Raw genomic sequence first — 15,798 nt, 5'->3', positions numbered from 1 at the left:
CGGCCGGTACCCACGCGCCACAGTACGACGAAGAACCCCGCCGCAAGGCGGGGTTTTTTTGTGGACGGGCGTCAATAGCGCAGCTTACCGTCGCAGGCAGATCCACCCTGCGCCTGCGCTGATCTGGATCCTGGAATCCCGCATTGCATCGGCACCAAGGATGAGCGCGGGCTGCTTGTCCAGGCCCAGCGAGGCAAATACGGGCAGCGCACTGATGCGGACCTCCAGCGGTGCGTGTCGCCATTTACCGGCATGGAGCTCTGGCAATGTGTAGAGCCAGGTAGGCATGACGGTGCCGCCTAGTCCACGGGTACCTTTCTCGCGGACCCGCAGGCGGGTATCGGTACCATCGGTACGCAGGCCCAGTGCGCGCGCTGCGGCATCGTTGAGCACCGTCTGCGCTGCGCCGGTATCGATCACGGCTATCGCGGTGACTGCGGACTTGCCCAGTTGCATCTGTACGAAGGCGAAGCGGCGCAGCGTGGCATCGCGCGCTGGCAATGCGTTGGTCGTGCACATCTCGTCGCGCGGGATCGTGCCCGGCGGCTGAAGCAGGACCTGCTGCGCTGAGATGTTGAAGGTAGTGTCGTACGCGTCGGTGATGTCATTGCCGAGGATGCCATCGATGCGGTTGCCGTCAGCGCTTGCCAACCCGCTCAGGTCGGTTTCCATGGCAGCGGCGGTGAACAACAACGTACCCAGTCGCCACTGCGTGCTCCGGGTCCGTCGCAGGATCGTACTGCGATCAGTGGCACCCTCAACGACGACGTCCTCGGCTTCCACATCTTCCAGACTCGCACGTCGCGCAGCCGCCTGATCAATGACTGTCGCGCCAGCTGCACTGTCGATCACAAAGTGCAGCGGTTCCACGCTTTGGCCCAGCTGCACGGCAACGGTGGGATGACCATCGCGCATCCACGTTGGAATCGCATGTGTGGCCACGGCGGCATGGGTGGGAAATGCGACAAGACAGGTCAGGCTCAACAGAAGTGCGTTACGCATCGGCAGATCTCCTACAGGGGACGCCATTTCAACGCGGCTGTGTATCGTGGCGATGTCCTGCTGCCAGTACGGCTGATACAGCACAGATACAAACGCTGGGCATAATCCGTGCATGGAAGATATCCCCGACATTCTGGTGGTCGATGACGACACCAGCATCCGTGATGCCATTGCCGACTGTCTGAGGCAGCACGGCTACTCGGTACGTGTTGCCGCCGATGCCATCGCCCTGGACGCACTGCTGGCGCAGCGCGCGCCCAGCCTCATCGTGCTGGACTGGATGATGCCAGGCGAAGACGGATTGTCGGTATGCGTACGGCTCCAGCCGTTGGGCACACCGATCCTGATGCTGAGTGCCATGGGGAGTGCTCCGGATCGAGTCATCGGTCTGGAGATGGGCGCCGACGACTACCTGTCCAAGCCGTTCGACCCGCGTGAACTGCTGGCGCGGGTCCGCGCACTGTTGCGGCGAGCGCATAAGGCGGCACAGCGCAGGCCAGTGGCGACACTGCGTTTCGACGGTTGGCAGTTGAACATGGAACAGCGTCGGCTGCTGGCCCCCGATGCCTCGGAAGTGGTCTTGACCAGCGGCGAGTTCACGCTGCTGTGTGCGCTGGCGGAGCGCCCAGGCCGGGTACTGGGTCGTGACCGGCTGATGCAGCTCACCCATGGCGATGACAGTGAACCGTTCGATCGCGCCGTTGACCTGGCTGTCAGCCGGCTGCGTCGCAAACTGGGGCAGGCTGCCCATGCCGGTGAAACGCTCATCCAGACGCTGCGCGGCCATGGCTACCGATTCTCCGCCGTCGTCACGCGCGGATGAGCCGGCCTTGGCATACCGCCTCAGGAATCGCACTGCTGACGCTGGCAACGCTGCTGGTTGCCCAGGCGGTGAGCTTTGCCGTGGTGTGGGCGCTGCCGAGCCCGTCAGCACCACAGATGAGTCTGGCGGCCGCCATCCAGGCGCTGGACGGTGATCAAGATCCCGTGCAACTTGGACTGCGCCGCGTGAGGCAGGCAAAGGTGCCAGAGGGCCCCGACGTAGTGTGGTTGAGCGCGGTAGCTGCAGAGCACCTTCAGCTGCCCAGGCATCGGGTGCGAACAGTCTGGCGGCGTCCTGTGGACAGCCGCGCGGTGCAGGTGCAGGTGATCCGCCAGGGACAGCTGCTGAGGGGCGATTCGGGACACGAGGCGTTGGGTGAAGAGGCGCTGCTGCCGGGTCTGCTCTGGCCGGCATTCGAGTTGGCAGTACAGGACGTCGGTGGAGACTGGCAGGTGGTGGGCGCCGACTACAGTGAACTGGCCCAGTGGCGCCGACAGGTGCTGCTGGCGCTGTCGGGCGGGGCATTCCTCCTCGCACCACTGGCGGCCTGGCTGTCACTGCGCCTGACTCGACCGTTGCGCCGACTTGCCCAAGCCAGTGCGAACCTGTCATTGCAGTCGAGCGCACCGCTGCCGGTGCAGGGTCCCCGTGAAGTGCAGGTACTGGCCGAGGCGATGAACCAGGCACGCCATCGGTTACATGCACAGACCGGCGAAGTCACGCGGATGCTGGCGGCCGTTGCGCATGATCTGCGCACACCGCTGACCGGGTTGCGCCTGCGTGCCGACAGTGCACCCGCAGAGCAGGCGGCCAGGATGATTGATGATATCCAGCGCATGACCACGATGATTGATCAGGTACTGGACTACGCGCGCGGCGAGCTGCATACCGCGCAGAGGCTGCACACCGCCCTGGGCGAACTGGTCCGCGAATGCACGGAGCATGCGCAGGCCCGGGGAATTGAGATAGCGGTACAGGCGCCTTTGGAGGCATGGGGCGCGGTCGACGCGCTGCTGCTGCGGCGTGCGCTGGACAATCTGATCGACAACGCCGCGCGCTATGGTGGGGCCGTAGAAATAGCGTTGTCGGTCCAGCATGGTCAGGCGATGATCGACATCGCCGATCGCGGCCCTGGTATCCCCCAGGCCGAGAAAGAACGCCTGATCAAGCCGTTCCAGCGCATGGAGGGCTCGCGCAACCGCGGCACCGGCGGCACCGGGCTGGGTTTGGCCATGGCCGAGGCAGCGGTGCGCCAACATGGCGGCCAACTTCTGCTGCTGGATCGGCCCGGTGGCGGCCTGGTCGCACGGCTGCAGTGGCCGCTCGCGGCAGAAGGCTGAATGCCCCAAGCCTTTCGCCTGGGTCTGGGTGGCGATATGATTAGGCGCCTAATAATTTCGCCGGTGCTCTCATGCTCGAACGCAAACACCAGGCTTTCCTTGCCGAGCTGCAGCGCCGTGGCCAGGCCGAGGACGACGGCATGGCGCAGTGCTTCCAGCTGCTGTCGCTGGCCAGCGCGATCGACCAGGACTGTGCCAACCGGCTGGCCCCGCTCGGACTAAGCGAGGCGCGCTTCGTGCTGCTGTTCCTGCTGCACGGCGCCGACGAGGCGTTGTCGCCGCATCAGTTGGCCGAACGCGCGGGGGTGACCCGCGCCACCGTCTCGGGCCTGCTGGATGGCCTGGAGCGCGATGGCCTCGTGCGCCGCTTCAGTGACCCGCAGGACCGTCGTCGGATAAGCGTGCAGCTCACCCGTGACGGCGTGCGCCAGGCCACGGACCTGTTCGAGATGCATACCCAATGGATCCGCACGCTGTTCGCCGACATCAGTGCGCCGGAGCGCGACCTGCTCAGCCGGCTGTTGTGCCGGGTCTGGTCGCGCACCGATGCCGGGAGGGCGGCGGCATGACCAGGCTGCCACTGTCGCGCGAGCGTCGCGGTCAGCTTGATCGCGGTGAGGCCGAGGCCACGCAGCTGTCCGAGCTTCTCGCAGTGGACTTCGCCAAGCTGCTCAGCCACGTCGCGCCGGACCTGCCGGCCGCGGCGATCACCACCATGCGCAAGGCGGCCAGCAGCGGTATCACCGTGCGCATGCAGGGCGCGGCCACACTGCTGCGCGCGCATGTCTGCGGCGACGTCGCACGCTGGTCGGCGCATCGCAGCGACACGGTACGTGGCTGGGCCTGCTACCTGATCGGCAGCGATCCGGTGCTGTCGCTGGAGCACAAGCTCGACGCGCTGCGCCAGCTGGCCGATGACAGCCACTTCGGCGTCCGCGAGTGGGCCTGGTTGGCGGTGCGCCCGCATATCGTGGCCGAGCCCCTGCGCGCGCTGCAGCACCTGCAGGCATGGAGCACGGACGCCTCGCTCAACCTGCGTCGCTTCGCCTGCGAAGCACTGCGCCCGCGTGGCGTGTGGGCCGGGCATGTGGCGCTGTTCAAGCAGGAACCCGAACACGCGCGTGCGCTGCTGGACGCGCTGTGCCGCGACCCGTCGCGCTACGTGCAGGACTCGGTGGGCAACTGGTTGAATGATGCCGGCAAGAGCCAGCCGGAATGGGTGCGCGCGCTGTGCAGCGACTGGCAGCAACAGCATGCCGACCATCCCGCCAACACCTATATCCGCAAGCGCGCTCTGCGCTCGCTCTGACCCGAGGTTTCCCATGTCGCACATGTTGATCGAGCTCTACACCGCCACCCCCGCCTGGACCGCACTGGACGGGCTGTCGCGCGCGGCGTTCTTCGCCAGGATCGGCGCCGGCATGCAGCACGTCGATCCGGCCGCGATCAAACCGCTGGCGATGGGGCCCATCGAACAGGACGTTCCGCATGCCCGCGCCGAGCAGTTCTACGCCATCTGGCAATGCAACGCGCGCGAGGATGCCGATGGGCTGTTGGCGGCGATCGCTTCAACTGGCTGGCACGAGTACTTCACCACCAGCCACGTTGTAGGTGCGGCGGGTGGTCTGCAGGCGCACCTGGCTGAGCTGGCGGCGCTGCCGAAGGTGTAGGTGCGGGGGCATATTTCAAACTAGTTGCATGGCTCTTCACGCATTGTCCGTAGGATGATCGCCATTTGGAGCAGACATCCATGCAGATACTTGCCGGCGACCTCCCCAGTGACTGTGTTGTCAGTGCGCTTGACACTGTGCGTGCGCGTGAAGTTCTTGCTTCAACGTCTGCCCGGGTCAGTGGCCTGCTTCTTCGTGCGCTCGCACCCATCGAAGACTTCGAGGATGCTTCAAGCGATGCCGATGCCTTGGACGTTGTAGGGGATATGTACGATGACTTGGCGAAGGCTGGTCATATCAGCGCCGAAGAAGCTGCCCGCAACAAGAAGGCGCTGCATGCCGATTCGACGAGGGCAACAGGGGCGGCGTCTCCGACGGTGCTATGCATGCCTGGAATGCAGCTTGAAGGGGATTGGAGGCTTGATCCAAACATCGATTGCCTGATCATTGAGGGCGACCTTGCAATTGACGGAACGCTTGAGCTTGCGCACTTGTTCGACTACGGCAGCGTCCTCGTTCTAGGCAACCTGAGCACCCACAACCTGATCTGCGAAGGATGGCTTGTCGTAGCCGGAGATCTCAAGGCAGAGCATGTCCATGCGGGGTCCGGCAACGACTGTGGGCTGCTGGTAGGAGGAAGCCTTACTGTGAAGTCCTTGGTTGAGACCGGCCAGGAGATAGGCGTTGCGGGCGATGTTCAAGCCGATGTGATCGCGTTGTTCCAGAACGATCTCTCGGTGGGCGGCCAACTGCGCTGTCCGCGCTTCGCACCCGACTGGCGCGCGCCGGGCCTGGCAGGCTGGTTCGCCACTGGCCTGATCGATCAGTTCCATGCCGAGGATGCCAATGGCGATGCTGTGCTGGCGCCTTATCCTTCCGATGCCTATACGGAGCGATTGGGGCACGGCGGCAGTCCCCTCGACGATACGGGCCACACCCGGATTTCGTAGCACGGGCATAGCCTGCGTTGCCTGCGCCGTTGTTGGAGTGTGAGCAGTGAAAGCAGGAGGAGGGTCAGCCCTTACCTAATGTCCATCCGACAAGGGGGAGGGCATGCCGAGCATGGCGCGGCACCACCGGGGTGGCTGAATCGTACGCACCGTTGCGGATGAAACATTTTGCGCCGCACAAAAGCTGTGCTATCAATACTCCCCAATGAACGCACGCCCCGCCAGTTCCTACTTTTGGTATTACTTTCCGAAGCCACCGGCGGAGGAAGGCATGCGTTCACCCTGAAGAAAGTTCAGACGCATTCCCGAAAGCCGCCAGCGCACCTGGCGGCTTTTTTGTTGCCGCCGCGCTGGGGACCCCCACTTCCAAGGAGTTTCCCCCATGCCCCCGCACACCGATGACCTGCGCATCCGCAAGATCGAACCGTTGACCCCGCCGGCCCAGCTGCTGGCCATGCTGCCCTGTGATGATGAAGCCTCCGACACGGTCAGTGCCTCGCGCGCGGCCCTGCACGAGATCCTGCACGGCCGCGATGACCGTCTGGCGGTGGTGATCGGGCCCTGCTCGATCCACGACCCGGTGGCCGCCATCGAATACGCCCAGCGCCTCAAGCCGCTGCGCGATGCCTACGCCGACGAGCTGGAAATCGTCATGCGCGTGTACTTCGAGAAGCCGCGCACCACGGTGGGCTGGAAGGGCCTGATCAACGACCCGGACCTGGATGGCAGCTTCAACATCAACAAGGGCCTGCGCGTGGCGCGTGGGCTGCTGCGCGACATCAACAAGCTGGGCCTGCCGGCGGGCGTGGAGTTCCTCGATGTGATCTCGCCGCAGTACATCGCCGACCTGGTGGCCTGGGGCGCGATCGGCGCGCGCACCACTGAGAGCCAGGTGCATCGCGAGCTCGCCTCGGGTCTGTCGTGCCCGGTCGGCTTCAAGAACGGCACCGACGGCAACATCAAGATCGCCGCCGATGCGATCGGTGCGGCGTCCAATCCGCACCATTTCCTGTCGGTCACCAAGGAAGGCGGCACCGCCATCGTCGCCACGGCCGGCAATCCGGATTGCCACGTGATCCTGCGCGGCGGCAAGACCCCCAACTACGATGCCACCCATGTGGAGGCGACCAGCCAGACCCTGGCAAAGTCGCACCTGGCCGCGCGCATCATGATCGATGCCAGCCACGCCAACAGCAGCAAGAACCCGGAGAACCAGCCCAAGGTCATCGCCGACATCAACGCGCAGCTGGCCAATGGCGAAGAGCGCATCGTCGGGGTGATGGTGGAAAGCCATCTGGTCGCGGGTCGCCAGGATCTGGTCGAAGGCCAGCCGCTGGTCTACGGCCAGAGCCTCACCGATGGCTGCATTGGCTGGGACAGCTCGCTGGCGGTGCTGGAGAGCCTGGCTGAAGCGGTGCGCGCGCGGCGCGCGGCTCGGGTGAGCAAGGCGGCCTGAGCGGTAGGTGCGCCCGGCACTCGCCGGGCGCATCGATCACGCCCTTGGCACGCATCTTTGACGTGAATCCAAACTCGGGATGGCTGTTGCAGAACGCCATGCTGCCACCAAACTCAGAGGCGTCTGGCGTGTATGCTCCGACTGTCATCGAGATCCGGGGTCGGGATGCGTAACTCCTCAGCTTCCCGGTCGTGAGAATGGATCGTTGTGGGGAGTGTTCATCATGCATCGCACCGCCAGCAGGATCATCAGTGCCCGCGCATCAGCGGCCAGACAGGCACTGATCGACCCTATAGAGGGTAGCGGCCTGAACCGGCGCAAACTCGATCCGGATGCCGTTTGCGCGCATGCGACGGAGGTGCTGGCGGACGCCGTGCACTTCGTTTTGAATCGATCTGAAATGAAGCGCTTCAAGGCATTGCTGACCGCACCGCGTGTGCAGAACGCGCCGCTTCGACGTCTACTGCGTACAGCTGCTCCTTGGGAGCGCTGACGTGTCCTGTTGAGCGTGGCGAGTCCGCATGCGGCTGAGTATTGGCCGTAGGCAATCCAGCGCTGCTCCTGCAGTGCCCGGCAGAGGTGAGGCGAAGGACATCCGGCATGTATCAAATCGGCATCGCATTCGCGCATTCCTCCGATCAGGCCTGTGGATGTGCAGGTCGCATCGAAACCAGCGCCCCATCCATCGAACACGGCGTGGATCGATTCTGGGAGGAACTGCGCCCTGGTTTGCAGCGCCTTGCCGGTCGATTCAACTGGTGCTGGGTCGGCAGGCTTCCAATGGACGTGGAGGGCGGTGCGACCGGCTTCGGGCACGTCAGCAGGCACGTTGTTGAAACACTGAAGGCACTCGTGCACGTGGGCGACGCCGCGGGCCATGAAACGTTCGTGTTCTTCGTTGCGGACTGGCCTGAAGATGATCAATGCCGATACGGGAGCGGGAGTGTCGCGGATCTGGAAGGCTATTTTCGGCTCTTCGGTGACTGGGATGAATGGATCTTCCACGTCGACCGTGATTCCCTCCAGCAGGGGCAGGGAACGCCACTGCTTGTGAGGGTGCGGCAGGACCCGTGAGCACAATGCCGAACGTCCAAACCCTGCCGCCGATCGTTCAGCCCGCCCGCCGCAGTCGCGCCAGCGCCAGATAGATCGCCGGCGTCGTATACAGCGTCAACCACTGGCTGACCAGCAACCCACCCACAATCGCGATCCCCAGCGGCTGGCGCATTTCCCAGCCCTCACCGGTGGCCAGCATCAGCGGCAACGTGCCCAGCAAGGCCGCCACGCTGGTCATCAGGATCGGCCGGAAGCGCAGCCGTGCCGCTTCGCAGATGGCGTCATATGACGACAACCCGCGCTCGCGTTCGGCCGACAGCGCGAAGTCGATCATCAGGATGGTGTTCTTCATCACCACGCCCACCAGCAGGAACAACCCCAGCAGCGAGATCAGGTTCAACTCATTGCCGAACGCCATCAGCGCCAGCAGCGCGCCGATGCCGGCCGAGGGCAGGGTGGAGAGGATCGCGAGTGGCTGCACGAAGCTCTCGTACAACACGCCCAGCACCAGGTACACCGCCACCATCGCGCCGAAGATCAGCCACAGCTGGCGCCCGCGCAGCTTCTCGAAGCCGCCGGCCTCACCACTCAGGCGTGCCTGCACGTGGGTGGGCAGCATGATCTTGGCCATCGCGCCGTCCACGGCCTTCACCGCCTGGTCCAGGGTGACCCCCGGTGCCAGCGCGAACTCGATCCAGACCGAGGCGAACTGCTGGCTGTGGTAAATGCGGTCCGGGGCCATGCCGTATTTCCAGCTGGCAATCGAGGACAGCGGCAGGCGCTGACCGTCCTTGCCGATCACGTGGATCTGCTCCAGCGTGGATGGGTCCTGGGTGTAGCGCGGGTCCAGTTCCATCACCACGCGGTACTGGTTGAGCGTGTCGTACAGGGTGGCCACCTGGCGCTGGCTGAAGGCGTTGTTGAGCACCGAGGCGATCATGCGCATGTCCACGCCCAGCCGGGCGGCGGCATCGCGGTCGATGTCCAGCACCACCTGGCGCATGCCTTCGTCACCCTTGGATTCCACATCCACCAGCTCAGGCAGCCCGCGCAGCGCGTCGGCCACCTTGGGCGCCCACTGGCGCAGCGGTTCCAGCTCGCCGGAGAGCAGCTGGAATTCGTACTGGCCACTGTCGCCGCTGCCCTCCAGCTTGATGTCCTGGTCCACCCACAGGAACAACCCGCCACCGGGAATCTTCGGCAGGTTCGCGCGCAGCCGGTCGATCACCTGCTGGCTGGACACCCGGCGCTCGGCCAGCGGCTTCATCTTGATCATGATGAAGGCGTTGTTGACCCCGCTGCGTCCACCGATGAAGCCGATGATGTCGCTGATCGCCGGGTCGGCCAGCAGCAGCTGGCGGTAGGCATCGATCTTGGGTTGCATCACCTGGAACGACAGCCCGTCATCACCACGCGCGAAGCCGCGCAGCTGCGCGGTGTCCTGCTTGGGCACGATGCCCTTGGGCACCTGCTGGAACAGCCATACGTTCAGGCCGATCACGGCGACGAACAGCAGCAACGGCACCGCCAGCCAGTGCAGCATCCGCCGCAGGCTGCCCACATAGGCATCGCGCAGACGTGCGAACAAGGCATTGCCGGTGCGCTGCAGGCGGTTGCCCGGGCCGGGCCGGGGTTGCCCGAGCAGGCGCGCGCACAGCATCGGGGTCAGGCTCAGCGAGACCAGCAGCGATACGCCCATCGCCGCGACCAGGGTCAGCGAGAACTCGCGGAACAGCTTCTCCACGAAGTCGTCCAGGAACAGGATCGAGACGAACACCACCGCCAGCGCGATGTTCATCGACAGCAGCGTGGCGCCAACCTCACCGGCACCGCGCAGTGCCGCGTCCATCGGCGATGCGCCGTTCTCGCGATGGCGGGCGATGTTCTCCAGCACCACGATGGCATCGTCCACCACCAGCACCGCGGCCACGATCAGCGCCATCAGCGACAACGTGTTGAGCGAGAAGCCGAGCAGCGCGATCACCGCCAGCGCGCCCAGCAGCGAGACCGGAATGGCCAGCGTGGGTACCAGCGCGGCGCGCCAGTGGCCAAGGAAGGCCAGCACCACCAGCACCACCAGGGCGATGGCCAGCAGCAGGGTCAGCTCGGCCTCGCGCAGGGTGGCGCGGATCACCGGCGAGCGGTCCATCACCAGCTGCATGTCGATGCTGGCCGGCAGCAGCGCCTGCAGCGTGTCCATCTGCGCGTTGATCGCATCGACGGTCTGAATGATGTTGGCATCAGGCTGGCGGCTGACGATCAGCAGGACCGCCGCGCGCTGGTTGTGGAAGCCGCTGGCGTAGCGGTCTTCGACGCCTTCGCTGACCGTGGCGACATCGCGCAGATGCACCGGGCGGCCGTCGCGCAGGGCGATGATCAACCCGGCGTACTCGGCCGCACTGCGCAGCTGCAGACTGGCTTCCAGTTGCCACTGCTGCGATGCGCTGGCCACGTTGCCCAGCGGCTTGAGCGCGTTGGCATTGCGGATTGCCGCGGCAACATCGTCCAGCGCGATGCGGTACTGGTTCAGGGCATTGGGGTCGAGCGAGACGCGCACCGCCGGCAACGAACTGCCGCCCACCTGCACCTCACCCACACCAGGAATCTGCGCCAGTTTCTGCGCGATCACGGTGGAGGCAACGTCGTAGATCTGCCCCGGGGAAAGACTGTCCGAGCTCAGCGCCAATGCCAGGATCGGTGCCTGCGATGGATTGACCTTGTTGTACTGGGGCATGCCAGGCATGCCGCTGGGCAGCTGCGCACGCGCGGCATTGATCGCGGCCTGCACGTCGCGCGCGGCGCTGTCCACGTCGCGCCCGAGTTCGAACTTCAGTTCGATCTGGGTCGACCCCTGGGTGCTGGCCGAGTCGATCCGGCTCAGCCCGGGCAGGGTGCCCAGCGCCCGTTCCAGCGGCGTGGCCACGTTGGCGGCCATCGATTCGGGGCTGGCCCCGGGCAGGCTGGCGCTGACATTGATGGCCGGGTAGTCCACCTGCGGCAGCGGTGCCACCGGCAGCATGCGCAGCCCCAGCAGGCCGGCCAGGGTGACCGCCACCGCCAGCAGCAGCGTGGCCACCGGATGCTGCACGAACCAGCCGATCGCCCGCGACAGCGGGCTCACGCGTGCGCCTCGGCCACGTCATCCGCCTGCGGGGCCGGACGGCTGCGGAAGCGGTCGAAGAACAGATAGATCACCGGCGTGGTGAACAGGGTGAGCACCTGGCTGACGATCAGCCCGCCCACCATCACCACGCCCAGCGGCTGGCGCAGCTCTGCACCGGAACCACTGGCGAACATCAGCGGGATCGCGCCGAACAGCGCGGCCAGGGTGGTCATCAGGATCGGCCGGAACCGCAGCAGCGCGGCCTGGTGGATCGCCTGGCGCGGGGCCATGCCGGACTCGCGCTCGGCCTCCAGCGCGAAGTCGATCATCATGATCGCGTTCTTCTTCACCAGCCCGATCAGCAACACGATGCCGATCACGGCGATCAGGTCCAGGCTGCGCCCGCTCAGCAGCAGCGCCAGCAGCGCACCCACGGTGGCCGAGGGCAGCGTGGAGAGAATGGTGATGGGGTGGATGAAGCTCTCATACAGCACGCCCAGCACCAGATACATCACCACCACCGCGGCCAGCACCAGCCACAGCGTGCTCGACAGCGAGGCGCGGAAGGCGTCCGCCGCCCCCTGCAGGCGCAGCTCCACGCCGGTCGGCAAGCCGATCGCCGCACGCGCGCCTTCGATGGCATCCACCGCTTCGCCCAGCGATGCATCCGCGGCGAGGTTGAACGAGAACATCACCGCCGGGAACTGGCCCACATGGTTGATCAACAGGTGGGCCGGGCCCTGCTCGATGCGCGCGATACCGCTCAGCGGCACCTGGCGACCATCCGGGCCGGCCACGTGCAGGCGCGCGATCGCCTCCGGCCCGAAGGCCGCATCCGGGCGTGCTTCCAGCACCACGCGGTACTGGTTGGCCTGGGTGAAGATGGTGGAGATCTGGCGCTGGCCGAAGGCGTCGTACAACGCATCGGCCACCGCCTGCACGGTGATGCCCAGCCGCGCCGCGGCGACCCGGTTGATCAGCACGTGCGCCTGCAGGCCCTGGTCCTGCAGGTCGCTGGCGACATCGGCCAGTGCGGCGGACTGCTGCAGGTGCGCCAGCAGCCTGGGGGTCCACTGCGCCAGCTGGTCGCTGTCCGGGCTGGTCAGGGTGAACTGATACTGGGTGCGGCTGATCCGGTCTTCGATGCCCAGCTCCTGCACCGGCTGCAGGTACAGCTTGATGCCGGGCACATGCGCCACGCGTTGCTGCAGGCGGGCGATGATCACCTGTGCATTGGCATCGCGCTGTGCGTGCGGCTTGAGTTCGATCAGCAGGCGGCCGCTGTTGAGGGTGGCGTTGTTGCCGTCCACGCCGATGAACGAGGACAGGCTGGCGACATCCTCATCGCCCAGCAGCGCATCGGCCAATGCCTGTTGGCGCTGCGCCATGGCCTGGAATGAAATCGACTGAGGTGCTTCGCTGATGCCCTGGATCAGGCCGGCATCCTGCACCGGGAAGAAGCCCTTGGGCACCCACACGTACAGCGCGGCGGTGAGCAGCAGCGTAGCCACGGTGGCGGCAAGCATCAGCGGCTGGCGCTGCAGCACCCAGTGCAGCTGGCGGTCGTAGACCGCCACCACGCGGTCGAACGGGTCACCCTGCTGCGCCGATGCCTGGCCGTCGGCATCGCGACGGGTTGCATGCCCCGCCTTGAGCAGGCGCGCGCACATCATCGGTGTCAGCGTCAGCGAGACCAGCAGGGAGATGCCGATCGCCACCGCCAGCGTGATCGCAAATTCGTGGAACAGCTTGCCGACCACATCGGCCATGAACAGCAGCGGGATCAGCACCGCGATCAGCGACAGGGTCAGCGAGATCAGGGTAAAGCCGATCTGCCTGGCGCCCTTCAATGCGGCCTGCATCGGCGTGGCGCCACGCTCCAGGTGGCGGGCGATGTTCTCCAGCATCACGATCGCGTCGTCGACCACGAAGCCGGTGGCGATGGTCAGCGCCATCAGGGTGAGGTTGTTGAGCGAGAAGCCAGCCAGCAGCATCACCCCGAAGGTGCCCACCAGCGACAGCGGCACGGCGATGCTGGGAATGAGCGTGGCCGGAATATTGCGCAGGAACACGAAGGTGACCATCACCACCAGCGCGATGGCGATCAGCAGTTCGTGCTGCACGCCGCGGATGGAGGCGCGGATCGACTCGGTGCGGTCACTCAGTACCGCCACGTCCACGCCCTTGGGCAGGGAGGCCTGCAGCTGCGGCAGCAGCGCACGGACCTGGTCGACCACGGCGATCACGTTGGCGCCGGGCTGGCGCTGGATGTTGATCAGCACTGCCGGGGTGGTACCCGACCACGCGGCGAGCTGACGGTTCTCGGCACCATCTTCGATGCTGGCCACATCGCCCAGCCGCAGCGGTGCGCCGTCCTTCCAGGTCAGGATCAGCGCGCGGTACTCGGCCACCGAGCGCATCTGGTCGTTGGCATCGAGCATGATCGCGCGGGTCGGGCCGTCGAAGCTGCCCTTGGGCAGGTTGACGTTGGCCGCGCCGATCGCCTCGCGGATGCGTGCCATGCTCAAACCGTTGGCGGCCAGTGCGCTCGGGTTGACCTGGATGCGCACGGCCGGGCGCTGGCCACCGGCCAGGCTGACCAGGCCCACGCCGGGCAGCTGTGACAGGCGCTGCGCCATGCGCGTATCCACCAGGTCGTGCACCTGCGGCAACGACAGCCCCTGCGAGGTGACGGCCAAAGTGAGGATCGGGGTATCGGCGGGATTGACCTTGCGGTACACCGGCGGCACCGGCAGGTCATCGGGCAGGAAGCTGCCTGCGGCATTGATCGCGGCCTGCACCTCCTGTTCGGCCACGCCCAGCGCCACCTCCAGGTTGAACTGCAGGGTGATCACCGAGGCGCCGCCGGAGCTGGTCGAGGACATCTGCTTGAGCCCGGGAATCTGCCCGAGCTGGCGCTCCAGCGGCGCGGTCACCGCACTGGTGGTCACCCCCGGGCTGGCGCCCGGATACAGCGTGGTGATCTGGATGATCGGGTAGTCCACCTGCGGCAGCGCGGCCACCGGCAGCAGCCGGTAGGCCATCACGCCGGACAGCAGCAGCGCCACCATCAGCAGCGTGGTGGCCACCGGGCGTTCGATGAAGGGGCGCGAGAGGTTCATGCGCCGGTCCGCGGCGGGTCCTGCGCCTTGTCGCTGTCGGCCACCACCTCGACCTTGGCGCCATCGCGCAGGCCATCGATGCCTTCCACCACCACCCGCTCACCCGGCGTGAGGCCATCGCGTACCGACACCCGCTCGCCATCGGCCGGGCCCAGCACCACGTTGCGCAGGTGCGAGGTCGCATCGGCCGCGATCACGTACACATAGCTGCCCTTGCTGCCGAACTGCACCGCTGCGTTGGGAATCACCACCGCATCGCTGCTGCTCACCTGCAGGCGGATGTTGACGAACTGGTTGGGGAACAGCGCTTCATCGGCGTTGTCGAACTGCGCACGCAGCTTCAGCGTGCCGGTGGCGGTATCGATGCGGTTGTCCAGGCTGGACAGCACGCCATCGCCCAGTGCCTGCCGTTCTTCGCGATCCCACGCTTCCACGGTCAGCTGCGGGTTCGCGCGCGCGGCGGTGACCACGGCCGGCAGGTCCGGCTCGGGTACGGTGAACAGCACGCTGATCGGGGTGGTCTGGGTGATCGTGGCCAGCGGCTCGGTATCGCCACTGCGCACCAGGTTGCCGACATCGACATTGCGCAGGCCCATGCGCCCGGCGACCGGCGCGGTGATGCGGGTGTACTGCAGCTGCAGGCGCGCTTCGTCCACGGCGGCCTGGTCGGTCTGGCGGCGGCCCTGCAGCTGGCGCACCTTGCTCTGCTGGTCGCTCAGGTCCTGCGCCGAGACGAAGTGCTGGCGCTGCAGCTCGCTGAAGCGCTGCAGTTGGCGCTGCGCGTTTTCCAGTTCGGCCAGGTTCTGCTGCTGGGTGCCCAGCGCCCGCGCCAGCTGCACCTGGAAGGGACGCGGATCGATCTCGGCGATCAAGGCGCCGGCCTGGACGTGCTGGCCCTCGCTGAAGCTCAACCGCAGCAGCTCGCCATCCACGCGGCTGCGCAGGCTCACCGTCTGCAGCGGGGTGACGGTGCCCAGTGCCTTGAGCCGCACCACCAGGTCTTCGCGCACCACCGTGGCTACCCGCACCGGCGTCGCGTTGGCGGCCGGCGCGGCCTCGGCGGCGGGGCCGGGGGCCAGCACGCGCCAAGCAAGAGCGGCAGCGGCCAGCACGGCCACGATCAACAGCGGTTTGGACAGACGGCGGGTACGCGAGGGCGAGGGCGGGGGCAGTGGGGCAGACATGGGGCATCCTGCGCACCCATCCATTGATCGGCGCGTCCATGGGGTGCCGGCCCGTGGGGGCAGGCGAGACGAAGTGGGGATGTCTGGCGGGG

At 66.3% G+C, this 15,798-nt stretch carries 13 protein-coding genes; 9 read left to right on the top strand and 4 right to left on the bottom strand.

Annotated features, from left to right (window positions below):
• Nucleotides 1–84: 84 nt before the first annotated feature.
• Nucleotides 85–1,086, bottom strand: coding sequence for an aspartyl protease family protein (locus AC3IPM_RS17410; protein WP_489301501.1), 1,002 nt, complete (start codon nt 1,084–1,086; stop codon nt 85–87).
• A gap of 28 nt (nt 1,087–1,114) precedes the next feature.
• Here AC3IPM_RS17410 and AC3IPM_RS17405 point away from each other — a divergent pair, with 28 nt between their 5' ends.
• The 9 genes from AC3IPM_RS17405 to AC3IPM_RS17365 all read left to right on the top strand — a co-directional run bounded on the left by AC3IPM_RS17405 (nt 1,115) and on the right by AC3IPM_RS17365 (nt 8,315).
• Nucleotides 1,115–1,825: a response regulator gene (locus AC3IPM_RS17405; protein WP_489301500.1), complete on the top strand. Its 711-nt coding sequence runs from the start codon at nt 1,115–1,117 to the stop codon at nt 1,823–1,825.
• Nucleotides 1,822–3,165, top strand: a complete 1,344-nt coding sequence (locus AC3IPM_RS17400) for a sensor histidine kinase (protein WP_489301499.1) — start codon at nt 1,822–1,824, stop codon at nt 3,163–3,165. Before AC3IPM_RS17405 ends, AC3IPM_RS17400 begins: the two co-directional genes overlap by 4 nt.
• A gap of 71 nt (nt 3,166–3,236) precedes the next feature.
• Nucleotides 3,237–3,734 (top strand): MarR family winged helix-turn-helix transcriptional regulator, encoded by a 498-nt coding sequence (locus tag AC3IPM_RS17395; RefSeq protein WP_489301498.1) that lies wholly within the window; start codon nt 3,237–3,239, stop codon nt 3,732–3,734.
• A complete protein-coding gene (locus AC3IPM_RS17390; protein ID WP_489301497.1) occupies nt 3,731–4,474 on the top strand; it encodes a DNA alkylation repair protein in 744 nt (247 codons plus the stop codon). Before AC3IPM_RS17395 ends, AC3IPM_RS17390 begins: the two co-directional genes overlap by 4 nt.
• Before the next feature lie 13 nt (nt 4,475–4,487).
• Nucleotides 4,488–4,835, top strand: coding sequence for a DUF6616 family protein (locus AC3IPM_RS17385; RefSeq protein WP_489301496.1), 348 nt, complete (start codon nt 4,488–4,490; stop codon nt 4,833–4,835).
• A gap of 80 nt (nt 4,836–4,915) precedes the next feature.
• A complete protein-coding gene (locus tag AC3IPM_RS17380) occupies nt 4,916–5,785 on the top strand; it encodes a hypothetical protein (protein ID WP_489301495.1) in 870 nt (289 codons plus the stop codon).
• A gap of 382 nt (nt 5,786–6,167) precedes the next feature.
• The gene (aroG, locus tag AC3IPM_RS17375; RefSeq protein WP_489301494.1) at nt 6,168–7,241 is read left to right on the top strand and encodes a 3-deoxy-7-phosphoheptulonate synthase AroG; all 1,074 of its coding nucleotides are present in this window, start codon (nt 6,168–6,170) and stop codon (nt 7,239–7,241) included.
• Nucleotides 7,242–7,464: 223 nt separating this feature from the next.
• On the top strand, nt 7,465–7,734 hold the full coding sequence (locus AC3IPM_RS17370) for a type II toxin -antitoxin system TacA 1-like antitoxin (RefSeq protein WP_489301493.1): 270 nt from the start codon (nt 7,465–7,467) through the stop codon (nt 7,732–7,734).
• 107 nt (nt 7,735–7,841) lie between these two features.
• Nucleotides 7,842–8,315, top strand: coding sequence for a hypothetical protein (locus AC3IPM_RS17365; RefSeq protein ID WP_489301492.1), 474 nt, complete (start codon nt 7,842–7,844; stop codon nt 8,313–8,315).
• A 37-nt stretch (nt 8,316–8,352) separates the two neighbouring features.
• On the opposite strand, the gene AC3IPM_RS17360 is transcribed toward AC3IPM_RS17365, so the two are convergent.
• The 3 genes from AC3IPM_RS17360 to AC3IPM_RS17350 are packed head-to-tail and all read right to left on the bottom strand — an operon-like array spanning nt 8,353 to nt 15,706.
• A complete protein-coding gene (locus AC3IPM_RS17360) occupies nt 8,353–11,418 on the bottom strand; it encodes an efflux RND transporter permease subunit (RefSeq protein ID WP_489301491.1) in 3,066 nt (1,021 codons plus the stop codon).
• Nucleotides 11,415–14,522, bottom strand: coding sequence for an MdtB/MuxB family multidrug efflux RND transporter permease subunit (locus tag AC3IPM_RS17355; protein ID WP_489301490.1), 3,108 nt, complete (start codon nt 14,520–14,522; stop codon nt 11,415–11,417). Before AC3IPM_RS17355 ends, AC3IPM_RS17360 begins: the two co-directional genes overlap by 4 nt.
• Entirely contained in the window at nt 14,519–15,706 is a 1,188-nt protein-coding gene (locus AC3IPM_RS17350) for an MdtA/MuxA family multidrug efflux RND transporter periplasmic adaptor subunit (protein ID WP_489301489.1), read from the bottom strand. The genes AC3IPM_RS17355 and AC3IPM_RS17350 overlap by 4 nt, the downstream gene beginning before the upstream one ends.
• Nucleotides 15,707–15,798: the final 92 nt, after the last annotated feature.

It is taken from the genome of Stenotrophomonas sp. GL_111 (assembly GCF_057835245.1).
Note: the sequence above shows the minus strand (reverse complement) of the source record. Positions and strands in the feature narration are given on the sequence as shown.

Excerpts from the sequence above, each read along its gene's own strand:
- AC3IPM_RS17405 (WP_489301500.1), top strand. The coding sequence starts at position 1,115 with ATGGAAGATATCCCCGACATTCTGGTGGTCGATGACGACACCAGCATC.
- AC3IPM_RS17400 (WP_489301499.1), top strand. The coding sequence starts at position 1,822 with ATGAGCCGGCCTTGGCATACCGCCTCAGGAATCGCACTGCTGACGCTG.
- AC3IPM_RS17395 (WP_489301498.1), top strand. The coding sequence starts at position 3,237 with ATGCTCGAACGCAAACACCAGGCTTTCCTTGCCGAGCTGCAGCGCCGT.
- AC3IPM_RS17390 (WP_489301497.1), top strand. The coding sequence starts at position 3,731 with ATGACCAGGCTGCCACTGTCGCGCGAGCGTCGCGGTCAGCTTGATCGC.
- AC3IPM_RS17385 (WP_489301496.1), top strand. The coding sequence starts at position 4,488 with ATGTCGCACATGTTGATCGAGCTCTACACCGCCACCCCCGCCTGGACC.
- AC3IPM_RS17380 (WP_489301495.1), top strand. The coding sequence starts at position 4,916 with ATGCAGATACTTGCCGGCGACCTCCCCAGTGACTGTGTTGTCAGTGCG.
- aroG (WP_489301494.1), top strand. The coding sequence starts at position 6,168 with ATGCCCCCGCACACCGATGACCTGCGCATCCGCAAGATCGAACCGTTG.
- AC3IPM_RS17370 (WP_489301493.1), top strand. The coding sequence starts at position 7,465 with ATGCATCGCACCGCCAGCAGGATCATCAGTGCCCGCGCATCAGCGGCC.
- AC3IPM_RS17365 (WP_489301492.1), top strand. The coding sequence starts at position 7,842 with ATGTATCAAATCGGCATCGCATTCGCGCATTCCTCCGATCAGGCCTGT.
- AC3IPM_RS17355 (WP_489301490.1), bottom strand. The coding sequence starts at position 14,522 with ATGAACCTCTCGCGCCCCTTCATCGAACGCCCGGTGGCCACCACGCTG.
- AC3IPM_RS17350 (WP_489301489.1), bottom strand. The coding sequence starts at position 15,706 with ATGTCTGCCCCACTGCCCCCGCCCTCGCCCTCGCGTACCCGCCGTCTG.